Origin of the sequence: Burkholderia arboris, from assembly GCF_038723655.1 — a bacterium.
Classification (GTDB): Bacteria; Pseudomonadota; Gammaproteobacteria; order Burkholderiales; family Burkholderiaceae; genus Burkholderia; species Burkholderia arboris.
Window position 1 is genome coordinate 942,038 of the sequence record NZ_CP109821.1, and the last position, 12,631, is coordinate 954,668.

General features: G+C 67.7%; 13 protein-coding genes. All 13 read right to left on the reverse strand.

The annotated features are described in order from the left end of the window. Position 1: 1 nt before the first annotated feature. Positions 2 to 1,708 (reverse strand): urease subunit alpha, encoded by a 1,707-nt coding sequence (gene ureC / locus OHZ10_RS04415; RefSeq protein WP_059235730.1) that lies wholly within the window; start codon positions 1,706 to 1,708, stop codon positions 2 to 4. A 31-nt stretch (positions 1,709 to 1,739) separates the two neighbouring features. Beyond that, positions 1,740 to 2,045: an urease subunit beta gene (locus OHZ10_RS04420; RefSeq protein WP_034187295.1), complete on the reverse strand. Its 306-nt coding sequence runs from the start codon at positions 2,043 to 2,045 to the stop codon at positions 1,740 to 1,742. Between the two features lie 7 nt (positions 2,046 to 2,052). Beyond that, complete coding sequence (gene ureA, locus OHZ10_RS04425; protein ID WP_006406310.1) at positions 2,053 to 2,355, reverse strand: urease subunit gamma; 303 nt, start codon at positions 2,353 to 2,355, stop codon at positions 2,053 to 2,055. Between the two features lie 236 nt (positions 2,356 to 2,591). Then, the gene (locus tag OHZ10_RS04430) at positions 2,592 to 3,467 is read right to left on the reverse strand and encodes an urease accessory protein UreD (RefSeq protein ID WP_342703747.1); all 876 of its coding nucleotides are present in this window, start codon (positions 3,465 to 3,467) and stop codon (positions 2,592 to 2,594) included. Positions 3,468 to 3,621: 154 nt separating this feature from the next. Then, positions 3,622 to 4,314: an urea ABC transporter ATP-binding subunit UrtE gene (gene urtE, locus OHZ10_RS04435; RefSeq protein WP_059235726.1), complete on the reverse strand. Its 693-nt coding sequence runs from the start codon at positions 4,312 to 4,314 to the stop codon at positions 3,622 to 3,624. Positions 4,315 to 4,318: 4 nt separating this feature from the next. Next, positions 4,319 to 5,176, reverse strand: a complete 858-nt coding sequence (urtD, locus tag OHZ10_RS04440) for an urea ABC transporter ATP-binding protein UrtD (RefSeq protein ID WP_059235724.1) — start codon at positions 5,174 to 5,176, stop codon at positions 4,319 to 4,321. Continuing rightward, the gene (gene urtC / locus OHZ10_RS04445) at positions 5,173 to 6,360 is read right to left on the reverse strand and encodes an urea ABC transporter permease subunit UrtC (protein ID WP_342703750.1); all 1,188 of its coding nucleotides are present in this window, start codon (positions 6,358 to 6,360) and stop codon (positions 5,173 to 5,175) included. The genes urtD and urtC overlap by 4 nt, the downstream gene beginning before the upstream one ends. Position 6,361: 1 nt before the next feature. Beyond that, the gene (gene urtB / locus OHZ10_RS04450; RefSeq protein ID WP_342703752.1) at positions 6,362 to 7,981 is read right to left on the reverse strand and encodes an urea ABC transporter permease subunit UrtB; all 1,620 of its coding nucleotides are present in this window, start codon (positions 7,979 to 7,981) and stop codon (positions 6,362 to 6,364) included. A gap of 146 nt (positions 7,982 to 8,127) precedes the next feature. After that, a complete protein-coding gene (urtA, locus tag OHZ10_RS04455) occupies positions 8,128 to 9,435 on the reverse strand; it encodes an urea ABC transporter substrate-binding protein (protein ID WP_059235720.1) in 1,308 nt (435 codons plus the stop codon). Between the two features lie 363 nt (positions 9,436 to 9,798). Then, positions 9,799 to 10,122: a rhodanese-like domain-containing protein gene (locus OHZ10_RS04460; RefSeq protein ID WP_059235719.1), complete on the reverse strand. Its 324-nt coding sequence runs from the start codon at positions 10,120 to 10,122 to the stop codon at positions 9,799 to 9,801. 14 nt (positions 10,123 to 10,136) lie between these two features. Next, positions 10,137 to 10,793 (reverse strand): protein-L-isoaspartate O-methyltransferase family protein, encoded by a 657-nt coding sequence (locus OHZ10_RS04465; protein WP_059235717.1) that lies wholly within the window; start codon positions 10,791 to 10,793, stop codon positions 10,137 to 10,139. A gap of 104 nt (positions 10,794 to 10,897) precedes the next feature. Next, complete coding sequence (locus OHZ10_RS04470) at positions 10,898 to 11,155, reverse strand: hypothetical protein (RefSeq protein ID WP_059235716.1); 258 nt, start codon at positions 11,153 to 11,155, stop codon at positions 10,898 to 10,900. 72 nt (positions 11,156 to 11,227) lie between these two features. Then, on the reverse strand, positions 11,228 to 12,619 hold the full coding sequence (gene hemN, locus OHZ10_RS04475; RefSeq protein ID WP_059235714.1) for an oxygen-independent coproporphyrinogen III oxidase: 1,392 nt from the start codon (positions 12,617 to 12,619) through the stop codon (positions 11,228 to 11,230). Positions 12,620 to 12,631 lie beyond the last annotated feature (12 nt).

Sequence of the window (12,631 nt, forward strand, 5' to 3'; positions counted from 1 at the left end):
ATCAGAACAGGAAATAGCGCTGCGCCATCGGCAGCACCGTCGCCGGTTCGCAGGTGAGCAACTGGCCGTCGGCGATCACGTCGTAGGTTTCGGGATCGACGCTGATCGACGGGCGCCACGCGTTGTGGATCATGTCGGCCTTCGTCACGGTGCGGCAGTTGCGCACGGGCACGATCCGCTTCGCGAGGCCGTAGCGCTCCGCGATGCCTGCATCGGCCGCCATCTGCGACACGAAGGTCAGCGACGTGCGGGCGAGCGCACCGCCGCGCGTCGCGAACATCTCGCGATAGTGAACCGGCTGCGGCGTCGGGATCGACGCATTCGGGTCGCCCATCTGCGCCATCGCGATCATGCCGCCCTTCAGGATCATCGACGGCTTGATCCCGAAGAACGCAGGCTCCCACAGCACGAGATCGGCCCACTTGCCGGGCTCGATCGAGCCGACTTCGTGCGCGATGCCGTGCGTGAGCGCCGGGTTGATCGTGTACTTCGCGACGTAGCGCTTCGCGCGGAAGTTGTCGTTGCGCGGGTTGTCTTCCGGGAGCGCACCGCGCTGCACCTTCATCTTGTGCGCGGTCTGCCACGTGCGGATGATCACTTCGCCGACGCGGCCCATCGCCTGCGAATCGGACGACAGCATCGACAGCGCGCCGAGATCGTGCAGGATGTCCTCGGCCGCGATCGTCTCGCGGCGGATCCGCGATTCGGCGAACGCGAGATCCTCGGCGATCGACGGATCGAGGTGATGGCACACCATCAGCATGTCGAGATGCTCGTCGAGCGTGTTGATCGTGTACGGGCGCGTCGGGTTGGTCGACGACGGCAGCACGTTCGACTCGCCGCACACCTTCAGGATGTCGGGCGCATGGCCGCCGCCCGCACCTTCGGTGTGGTACGTGTGGATCGTGCGGCCCTTGAACGCGGCGACCGTCGATTCGACGAAGCCGCCTTCGTTCAGCGTGTCGGTATGGATCGCGACCTGCGTGTCGGTGTCGTCGGCGACCGACAGGCAGTTGTCGATCGCGGCGGGCGTCGTGCCCCAGTCTTCGTGCAGCTTCAGCCCGATCGCGCCGGCCGCGATCTGCTCGACGAGCGGTTCCGGCAGGCTCGCATTGCCCTTGCCGAGGAAGCCGAGATTGATCGGCCAGCCGTCGGCGGCCTGCAGCATCCGCTCCATGTGCCACGGGCCCGGCGTGCAGGTCGTCGCGTTGGTGCCGGTGGCCGGCCCCGTGCCGCCGCCGAGCATCGTCGTGACGCCGGACGCGAGCGCCTCGTCGATCTGCTGCGGGCTGATGAAGTGAATGTGCGTGTCGATCCCGCCCGCTGTCACGATCAGCCCTTCGCCGGCGATCACTTCGGTGGCCGCGCCGATCGCGATCGTCACGCCCGGCTGGATGTCGGGGTTGCCGGCCTTGCCGATCGCGGCGATGCGGCCGTGCTTGAGCGCGATGTCGGCCTTCACGATGCCCCAGTGATCGAGGATCACCGCGTTCGTGATGACCGTGTCGGGCACGTCGGCGGCCACGCGCTGCGACTGGCCCATCCCGTCGCGGATCACTTTCCCGCCGCCGAATTTCACTTCCTCGCCGTAGGTCGTGAAGTCGCGTTCGATCTCGATCAGCAGTTCGGTGTCGGCGAGCCGGACGCGGTCGCCCGTCGTCGGCCCGAACATTTCCGCGTACGCGCGGCGGCTCAAGCGTAGTGTCATGTCGTGCTGTTCCTGAAGAGCGGGGCGCCGCTTACAGCGGCCCCATCACCTTGCCCTGAAAACCGTAGACGGCGCGCGCGCCCGCGAGCGCGACGAGCTCGACGGTGCGCGTCTGGCCCGGCTCGAAGCGCACGGCCGTGCCGGCCGCGATGTTGAGCCGGAAGCCGCGTGCGGCCGCGCGGTCGAACGACAGCGCATCGTTGACTTCGAAGAAGTGGTAGTGCGAGCCGACCTGCACCGGGCGGTCGCCGGTGTTCGCGACGACGAGCGTGAGCGTTGCGCGGCCCGCGTTCAGTTCGTGTTCGCCGTCGTCGGTGAGGATTTCGCCGGGGATCATGCGTGCCTCACGGAATCGGGTGATGGACGGTCACGAGCTTCGTGCCGTCGGGGAAGGTCGCTTCGACCTGGATGTCGGGAATCATCTCCGGCACGCCGTCCATCACGTCGTCGCGCGTGAGCAGCGTCGTGCCGTAGTGCATCACCTCGGCGACCGTCTTGCCGTCGCGCGCGGCTTCCATCAGCGCGGCGGTGATGAAGGCGACCGCCTCCGGATAGTTGAGCTTCAGGCCGCGCGCGCGACGGCGTTCGGCCAGCAGCGCCGCTGTGAAGATCAGCAGCTTGTCCTTCTCGCGGGGAGTCAGTTTCATGAAGGCAAACGTTCAGGAAAACGTAATTTTTATCGGGGCGCATGCAACCGGGCGAACGCGCGGGTCATCGTAGCACCGCGCTGTTTTGCGTGCGTTGTGTATCGGTTATGTAAGCAGCAAGGCGCGTGCCATGTGCATCGGGCACGGTGTGATGCGCGTTCGTGGTGCGTCGTGCATGGGTAGCGTGCAGCGTCCGATGCGGTGCTGCGCCGAAACGGTGCGCGGCGCGGGCGTGCTCAGGTTTGCCAGAGACGCAGCGGTCGTGCGTCGACGCCGTGCACGATCGGCCGCAATTGCAGCCAGCAGCCGGTGAAGTGACGCTGCAGCGCTTCCATCGACGTCGCCAGCGCGCGCACGAGCACGACGCCCGGTGTCACGCAGGTCGCGCCCGCGCGCAGCGTGTCGTCGAACGGCATCCGGGCGGCGAGCGCTTCGGCCAGCGCGGCGTCGCACGCGGCGCCGGCGGCCCACAGCGTGCCGTATGCGGGAAAGCCGGTGAGGCCCTGCAGTGCGCCGCGCAGCGGATCGCGTGCATCGAGCAGCGCGCGCTCGGTCCAGAGCGGCCGGCCGTCGGCATCGACGAGCGCCGAAGCCGAAGCGATGCGGCCTGCCGACCAGGTTTCGCCGGCGGCCTGCCGGCCGAGCTGCGTCGCGTCCCAGCCGATTGCGCTCGCGCCCGTGCCGAGGGTCACCGTGAAATCGAGCGCTGCGTGCGCCGCATCGAAGAACAGGTTGTTCTGCGGCAGCCAGTCGAGCTTCGCGTCACGGCCGACCGTGATGCCGATGCGCTGCGTCGCGTCGAGGCCGTTCGACTTGTACCACTTGGTCGCGCCGGGCGTCGTCAGCACCGCATGCGTGCCGTCGCCGAGCGCAATGTCGATGTCGAGCCGGTCGCCGCCCGCGACACCGCCCGGCGGGTGGACGATCACCGCGTGGCAGATCGCGTCGCCTTCCGGATACAGCGGCCGCTGCACGCGCAGCGGGCCGTCGTGCAGCCGGTGCGCGAGCGTCGTGCGCGCGCCGTGCCGTTCGAAGCCGAGTTCGAGACGGCCGCGCCACGACTTGGCGACGGCGGGGCGGGACAGCGGGGCGTGCGAATCGGGGGCGGACATCGGCGGCGAACGGGAAACGAGGGTAACGGACGCGAAAAACGTGGATGCTACCGGAACAATAATGCAGATGCCGCGTTCGTTGAAAGCGCCGCGTGCGGGGGTCTTGCGAGCCGGCCGCTCATGTCCGTCGCCGTGCCTACCGCCGTGCCGCGCGTCACACCGCGATCAGTTCGCGCACGCCGTTCGTCTCCATGTCGTGCGCATCGCCGCCCGCGACGATCTCGCCGCGGCTCATTACCCAGTAGTTGTCCGCGATCGATTGCGCGAAGTCGTAATACTGTTCGACGAGCAGCACGGTCATCCGCGATTCGTCGACGAGCTGGCGCAGCGTGCGGCCGATGTCCTGGATGATCGACGGCTGGATGCCTTCGGTCGGCTCGTCGAGGATCAGCAACTGCGGCTCGCTCATCAGCGCACGGCCGATCGCGAGCTGCTGCTGCTGGCCGCCCGACAGGTCGCCGCCGCGCCGTGCGCGCATGTCCTTCAGCACGGGAAACAGGTCGTAGATGCGGTCTGGCACCTTCGACGGCGCCTTGCGGCTCGCCGCGCCGACGAGCAGGTTTTCCTCGACGGTCAGCCGCGGAAAGATGTCGCGGCCCTGCGGCACGTACGCGAGCCCGGCCGCGACGCGCGCATACGGCGGCAGTGCGCCGAGTGCCGTGCCGCGCCACGACACGCTGCCGCTCTTCGCGGCGACGACGCCCATCAGACAGCGCAGCAACGTGCTCTTGCCGACGCCGTTGCGGCCGAGCAGCACGGTGAGCTTGCCGTCGTCGGCGGCGAGGTTCACGTTGCGCAGGATATGGCTGCCGCCGTAGTACTGGTTCAGTGCTTCGATCTTCAGCATCGCATCATCGTCCGAGATAAGACTCGATCACCGCGTCGTCGCGCTTGACCTGGTCGAGCGTGCCTTGCGCGAGCACCGCGCCTTCGGCCATCACCGTCACGCGGCCCGTGTCGCCCGCGAGCGCCGCGACGAATTCCATGTCGTGCTCGACGACCATCATCGAGCAGGTGCCGCGCAGCGTGTTCAGCAGTTCGGCAAGTTCCATCGTTTCGTGATCGGTCATCCCGGCCGCCGGCTCGTCGAGCAGCAGCAGCGCCGGGCGCTGCATCAGCAGCATGCCGATCTCGAGCCGCTGCTTCTGCCCGTGCGACAGTTCGCCGGCCGCACGATACGCATGGCTTTCGAGGCCGATCAGCGCGAGTGTCTCCTCGATCTTCGCCTGTGCCGTGCGGTCGAGCCGCGCACGCAGCGACGCGAGCCAGCCCTTGTCGGTCTGCATCGCGAGCTCGAGGTTTTCCCAGACCGGATGCTGCTCGAACACGGTCGGCTTCTGGAACTTGCGGCCGATGCCCGCGCGCGCGATTTCGGGCTCGCTCATCCGCGACAGGTCCAGCGTCTGGCCGAGAAACACGCTGCCGGCGTCGGGGCGCGTCTTGCCGGTGACGACATCCATCATCGTCGTCTTGCCCGCGCCGTTCGGGCCGATCACGCAGCGCAGCTCGCCTGCGTCGATGGCGAGCGACAGCTTCTTCAAGGCACGAAAGCCGTCGAAGCTCACTTCGATATCTTCGAGGTACAGGATCGTGCCGTGCGACGTGTCGATGCCGGGCGGCACGACGCGCCCCATCGACGCGGTGCCGCTGACGGTCAGCAGTTCGTCCTCGAGCGGCGGCGTGAACTGGTACAGGGCCGTTCCGTTCATGCGCGTTTCCCCTTCGCGATCAAGGTTTCGACGAGACCCATGATCCCGCGCGGCAGCAGCAGCGGCACGAGCACGAAGATCAGGCCGAGGAAGAACAGCCAGTATTCGGCGAAGTACGCGGTAAACAGGCTCTTCGCGCCGTTCACCGCGAATGCGCCGACGATCGGCCCGATCAGCGTGCCGCGCCCGCCCACCGCGACCCAGATCGCCATTTCGATCGAGTTGCCGGGCGACATCTCGCCGGGGTTGATGATGCCGACCTGCGGCACATACAGCGCGCCCGCGATGCCGCACAGTACGGCCGACACGGTCCACACGAACAGCTTGTACGCGAGCGGGCTGTAGCCGAGGAACATCAGCCGCGTCTCGCCGTCGCGCACCGCGGTGACGACGCGCCCGAGCTTGCTCGTGACGATCGCGCGCGCGGCGATGAACGCCAGCACCAGCGTCGCGAACGTCAGCAGCAACAGCACCGTGCGCGTGCCGGGCGAGGTAATGGCGAAGCCCGCGATGCGCTTGAAGTCGGTGAAGCCGTTGTTGCCGCCGAAGCCCGTCTCGTTGCGAAAGAACAGCAGCATCGCGGCGAACGTCAGCGCCTGCGTGATGATCGACAGGTAAACGCCTTTCACGCGCGAACGGAACGTGAAGAAGCCGAATACCCAGGCGAGCACGGCCGGCACCAGCACGACGAGCGCGAGCGCCCATGCGAGATGCTGCGTGCCGCTCCAGTACCACGGCAACTGGTGCCAGTCGAGGAACACCATGAAGTCGGGCAGGTCGCTGCCGTACTTGCCGTCGCGACCGATCTCGCGCATCAGGTACATGCCGATCGCATAGCCGCCGAGCGCGAAGAACAGGCCGTGGCCGAGGCTCAGGATCCCGCAGTAGCCCCACACGAGATCGAGCGCGAGCGCAGCGATCGCATAGCACATCAGCTTGCCGGCGAGCGTCATCGCGTACGCGGACAGATGGAACGCGCTCGCTTCGGGCGCAACGAGCGCGGCGAGCGGCACGCCGATGCCGATCGCGATGCACAGCGCGACGAGCGCGAGCCACGCGCGGCGCGACAGCAGCGCGGGGCGGGGCGGCAGGCCGAGCGCGAAGCCGTCCGCCGCGCGCGCGGCGGCAGCGGGCTTCGGTGAGCCGGAAACCGGGTTCGATATCGAGTCGGTGAAGGAAGTCACGTCAAGCCTCCGCGCTGCGGCCCTTCGGGGCAAACATGCCCTGCGGGCGTTTCTGGATGAACAGCACGATCATCACGAGCACCGCGATCTTCGCGAGCACGGCACCCCAGAACGGTTCGATCGCCTTGCTCGCGAGGCCGAGCCCGAAGCCGCCGAGCACGGTGCCGGCGATCTGTCCGACGCCGCCGAGCACGACGGCCATGAACGAATCGATGATGTAGTTCTGGCCGAGATCGGGGCCCACGTTGCCGATCTGCGATAACGCGCAGCCGCCGAGGCCCGCGATGCCCGCGCCGAACGCGAACGCATACGCGTCGACGCGTGCGGTCTTCACGCCGACGCACGCGGCCATCCGGCGGTTCTGCGTGACCGCGCGCACGAACAGGCCGAGCCGCGTCTTCGTCAGCACGGCCCACGCGACGAACACCACCGCGAGCGCGAACGCGAGGATCGCGAGCCGGTTGTACGGCAGGATCAGGTTCTGCATCACGGGTACACCGCCGCTCATCCACGACGGGTTCACGACCTGCACGTTCTGCGCGCCGAACAGCATGCGCGTCGCCTGGATCAGGATCAGGCTCACGCCGAACGTTGCGAGCAGCGTTTCGAGCGGGCGGCCGTACAGGTGCCGCAGCACGAGCCGTTCGAGCACGATGCCGACGAGCGCGGCCGCCACGAACGACACGGGCACGGCGACGAGCGGGTACCAGTCGAACGCGCCAGGCGCGTAGCGCTGGATCAGCGTCTGCACCACATAGGTTGCGTACGCACCGATCATCAGGAATTCGCCGTGCGCCATGTTGATCACGCCGATCAGCCCGTACGTGATCGCGAGGCCGAGCGCGGCGAGCAGCAGCACGCTGCCGAGCGACAGGCCCGCGAACAGCGTGCCGACGATCTCGCCACGGCGCTGCAGCGTATGCAATGCGTCGAGCCCTTGCTGCGCGGCGTCGCGCACGCGCGCGTCGGGTTCCGCGTAGCTGCCGTCGGCGTTCTTCGCGACGAGCGGGCGCAATTGTTCGATCATGTCGAGATCGCGGCGTGTGGCCACCACCTGCACGGCTTCGAGGCGCTTTGCCGGATCGGCGTCGTGCAGCGCGGCGATCGCCCACAGTGCGTCGAGGCGGCGCTTCAGCGCGGGATCGGTTTCCTTCGCGCGGGCGCGCTCGATCATCGGCTTGAGCGCCGGGTCGGGCGACTTCAGTAGCGCATCGATCGCGTCGCGTCGCGCGGCGACGTCGGGCGATGCGAGCGCGAGGCCCGACAGCGCGCCCGCGATCTTCGTGCGCAGCAGGTTGTTCAGCATCACCGGCTGCGCGTCGCCGGCCGGCGTCACGACCTGCGTGAGCGCATCGTGCGCGGTGTCGCCGGTCTGGATCAGCAGGCGGCCGTCGGCGGTCGCGAGCGCGTCGCCGTTCGACAGTGCATCGAGCACCGCGACGGCGCGCGGATCGGCATCGGCGGCGAGGCGTTCGATCGCGGATGTCTTCGCGTCGAAGTCGTCACCGGCGAGCGCGGCGGTATCGGCCGCCGTCAGCGCGAACGCGGCGTGCGGCAGCATGCCCGCGAGGGCGGCGCACGCCGCGATCGCGCGAACGGCTCGGCGAAAGCGTGTAGGCATCGGGAAATCCTGTCGGGCTTGAGGAAGCGGATTCGGGCGGTACTGCACCGGCGCGGGCGGTTCGTGACGGCAACCGCGGCCGGCGCGGCGGGCGCATCGGCATGGGGACGGCGCGTCACGCGTGATGCGCGACGCGCCACATCGCGTCAGGCCAGTGCCGCACGCTGCCGGCGCAGGAACGCCGGGATCGACGTGACGATGTCCGGCTTGCCCTGGTTGCCGGCAATGAACGGGCTCCACGGCTGCGCGCGCACGGCGGTCTTCGTCTTCCACACGACGTTGAACTGCCCGTCGCCGCGAATCTCGCCGATCATCACCGGCTTGTGCAGGTGATGGTTGCCGTCCATCGCGAGCGTAAAGCCCGACGGTGCGGCGACGGTCTGGCCGATCATCGCGACGCGCACCTTGTCGACGTCGGTGCTCTTCGCCTTCTCGACGGCCTGTTTCCACATGTGGATGCCGACGTAGGTCGCTTCCATCGGATCGTTGGTCACGCGCTTCGCGCCGCCCGGCAGGTTGTTCGCCTTTACCCACGCGGCGAACTGGTCCTTGAACTTCGTGTTGGTCGGGTTCTTCACCGACATGAAGTAGTTCCACGCGGCGAGGTGGCCGACGAGCGGTTTCGTGTCGATCCCGCGCAGCTCTTCCTCGCCGACCGAGAACGCGACGACCGGCACGTCGGTCGCCTTGATCCCCTGGTTGCCGAGTTCCTTGTAGAACGGCACGTTCGAGTCGCCGTTGATCGTCGAGATCACGGTCGTCTTGCCGCCCTGCGAGAAAGTCTTGATGTTCGCGACGATGGTCTGGTAATCGCTGTGACCGAACGGCGTGTAGACCTCCTGAATATCGGCGTCTTTCACTCCCTTCGATTTGAGGAACGCGCGCAGGATCTTGTTGGTCGTGCGCGGGTACACATAGTCGGTGCCGAGCAGGAAGAAGCGCTTCGCGCCGCCGCCTTCCGCGCTCATCAGGTACTCGACGGCCGGAATGGCCTGCTGGTTCGGCGCGGCGCCCGTGTAGAACACGTTGCGCGACATTTCCTCGCCTTCATATTGCACCGGGTAGTAGAGCAGACCGTTCAGCTCCTCGAACACCGGCAGCACGGACTTGCGCGACACCGACGTCCAGCAGCCGAACACGCACGCGACCTTGTCCTGCGTGAGCAGCTGGCGCGCCTTCTCGGCGAACAGCGGCCAGTTCGACGCGGGATCGACCACCACCGGTTCGAGCTTGCGGCCCATCACGCCGCCGCTCTTGTTGATGTCGGCGATCGTCATCAGCGCGGTGTCCTTCAGCGACGTCTCCGAGATCGCCATCGTGCCCGACAGCGAATGCAGGATGCCGACCTTGATCGGGCCGGTGCCCGCATCGGCCGCTTGCGCAAACGGGCTCTTGCCCGCCAGCGCGAGCGCGCCGGCCATCGAACCGAACTTCAACAGACTGCGACGTTTCATCGGGATCCCCTTGTCGTGTTGGATGTGCGTGCGCCATGGCGGCGCCGGCCATCGTGTAACGCAAGGCATGTGCCAGTCGCGCGAATGCACGCCCGGCGTGCCTGTGCGGCAGGTCAGCGGGCGCCGGGGCGGTGCGGATGATGCGTCGTGCAGCATGCGCGGTCCGTTGCGGTGCAGGCTCGCGGGCGCAAATGGTGCACGGCCGGGGTGCGGCGCCGTTGCGCGTCATCGGCGGTGGGCGGAAGGAAACGAGGCAGGGCCGAAAAGAACAACGGGCACGCGATGCGTGCCCGTTCGGCGGATCAGTGTGGCCGGCGGCAGCGTGCCGACGGCGAGGCGGCGCGCGATGCGCCGCGGGAAAGGTCAGTAACGCGGCACGGACGGGTCGACGTCGCGCGACCACGCGTCGATCCCGCCTTGCAGGTTGTACAGCTTCGTGAAGCCGCGCGATTCGAGGAACATCGCGACCTGCGCGCTGCGCATGCCGTGATGGCACACGCAGACGATTTCCGCTTCGTCGTCGAGCTCTTCGCTGCGCGCGGGAATCTGCTGCATCGGGATCGATACGCTGCCGGCGATCTGCGCGGTCGAGATTTCCCACGGTTCACGCACGTCGAGCACGACCGGCGCGGGGCGCGCCGAATCGCCGAGCCATTCCGCGAGCATCGCGGGCGTCAGGATCTGCATGGGGGCTCCGCTGCTCAGAACTTGAAGCGCGACGGCTCGATCGCGTTGACGAGGTGGTCGATGTACGTTTCGAACACGTCGGCGACGCGGTACTGCTTGTCGTCGATGCGCGTGATGATCTGCGCCTTCATCACCGGACGGCCGCCGACGAATGCCGACAGGCGGCCGCCGACCTTCAGTTGCTCGAGCATCTCCTGCGGCACGACGGGCAGGCCGCCCGTGACGCAGATCACGTCGTACGGCGCCTTGCCGGCCCAGCCGCGCGAACCGTCGCCGAGCACGACTTCCGCGTTGGTCACGCCGTCGTTGCGCAGGTTGTCTTCCGCGAACTTCGCGATCGCCGGATCGATCTCGACGGCCGTCACGTGCTGTGCGCGATGGGCGAACAGTGCGGTCAGGTAGCCCGAACCCGCGCCGATCAGCAGCACGTTTTCGTGCTTCTTGACCGTCAGCTCCTGCAGCACGCGCGCTTCGACGCGCGGGAACAGCATCTTGCTGGACCCGCCGGGCAGCGGCAGTTCGAGGTCGGCGAACGCGAGATCGCGGTATTCGGCCGGAACGTAGTTTTCACGCTTGACGATCGACAGCAGGCCCAGGACGTCCAGATCCAGCACGTCCCACGGCCGGATCTGCTGTTCGATCATGTTGAAACGCGCGTTTTCGATATTCATGGTGTGGTCACGCAGCCTGGTCGGCCATCAGCGGGGATAGAGAAACTTCGTGATTGTACCAAACGGGGCGGCCGCGAAGCCTTCAGGCGGCCTGCAACAGACCTTTACCCTTTGCTCTTCTTGATCTGCGCCTCGAACGCGAGGTCGAGCTTGCTCGCCTTGCGCGGCTTTTGGGGGCCGAATTCGTCGACGAACTTGACGAACTCGTCGAGCGGCAGCGGCTCGCAGCGCTTCTCGGCGGTGCCGCCGGAACGGTCGACGAGATAGAACAGGCCGCCCGCCATCGCGACGGCCGCGAATTGCGGGTTGCCGGAGCGGGTCTTCAGGCGTTCGACCGCGTAGGTCGCTTTGGTGGTGCGCATCGTGCGGGTTCTGGCGGAGCGTAAGCCCCACACTGTATCAAACCGGCCGCCCGCGTGCGGCCGGCGCGGGCGTCAAACGGTGCGCGAGTAGCGTTGCCGCGGCGTCTGGCCGAGATAGGCGTCGAACGCCATCGCGATGTTGCGCACGACCATCCGGCCGGCCGGATGGATCGTCAGGCGGTCGCGCGCGATCGTCAGCAGCCCGTCGCGTTCGAACGGGCGCAGCGCGTCGAGCTCGCGCGCGAAATGATCGGCGAAGCGGATGCCGTGCGCGGCCTCGACATGCGAGAACGGCAGCTCGAGGTTGCACATCAGTTGCGTGATCACGTCGCGGCGCAGCCGGTCGTCGGGCGTGAGCCGCACGCCGCGCGCGATCGGCAGCCGGCCCGCGTCGAGCGCGGCGCCGTAGGCGGGCAGATCCTTCGCGTTCTGCGCATAGACGTCGCCGACCTTGCCGATCGACGACACGCCGAAGCCGACGAGATCGGTATCCGCGCGCGTGCTGTAGCCCTGGAAGTTGCGCTGCAGCGTGCCGTTCTGCTGGGCGCGCACGAGTTCGTCGGACGGGCGGGCGAAGTGGTCCATCCCGATGTACACGTAGCCGGCCGACGTCAGCATGTCGATCGCGAGGCCGAGCAGCGCGATGCGCGTTTCGGGCGGCGGCAACATCGCATCGTCGATCTGCCGCTGCATCTTGAACAGGTGCGGCATGTGCGCGTAGCCGAACACCGACAGGCGATCCGGCGCGAGCTCGATGATCGTCTCGAGCGTGCGCGCGAACACGGCCACGGTCTGGTGCGGCAGCCCGTAGATCAGGTCGACGCTCACCGAATGGAAGCCCGTCGCACGCGCGGCGCCGAGCAGGTCGGCCGTCATCGCGAGCGGCTGGATGCGGTTGATCGCCTGCTGGACGGCCGGATCGAAATCCTGCACGCCGAGGCTCAGCCGGTTGAAGCCGATCGTGCGCAAGTGCACGAGCGTCGCCGGCGTGACCGTGCGCGGGTCGATCTCGATCGAGAACTCGGCGTCGGCGTCCGGCGCGAGCGCGAAGTGCTCGCGGGTGGCCGCCATCAGCTCGGCCGTTTCGTCGTCGGACAGGAAAGTCGGCGTGCCGCCGCCCCAATGCAGCTGCGTGACGGGGCGGGACGGATCGAACAACGCCGCTTGCAGCGCCATCTCGCGCTTGAGCTGCTCGAGATACGGGCGGGCGCGGCGGTGGTTGTTGGTCGCGATCTTGTTGCAGCCGCAGTAGAAGCATGCGGTGTTGCAGAACGGGATGTGGAAATACAGCGACAGATCGCTCGACGACGCGCCGGGGTCGCTGGCCGCGCGGACGTAGTCGGCCGGGTCGAACTCGTCGCGGAACTGGAGCGCGGTGGGGTACGACGTATAGCGCGGCCCGTTCGCGCCGTATTTCGCGAGCAAATCGGGACGGAACATTGTGTCGGCAGAACCAGAACTCATGACGGTCTCGCG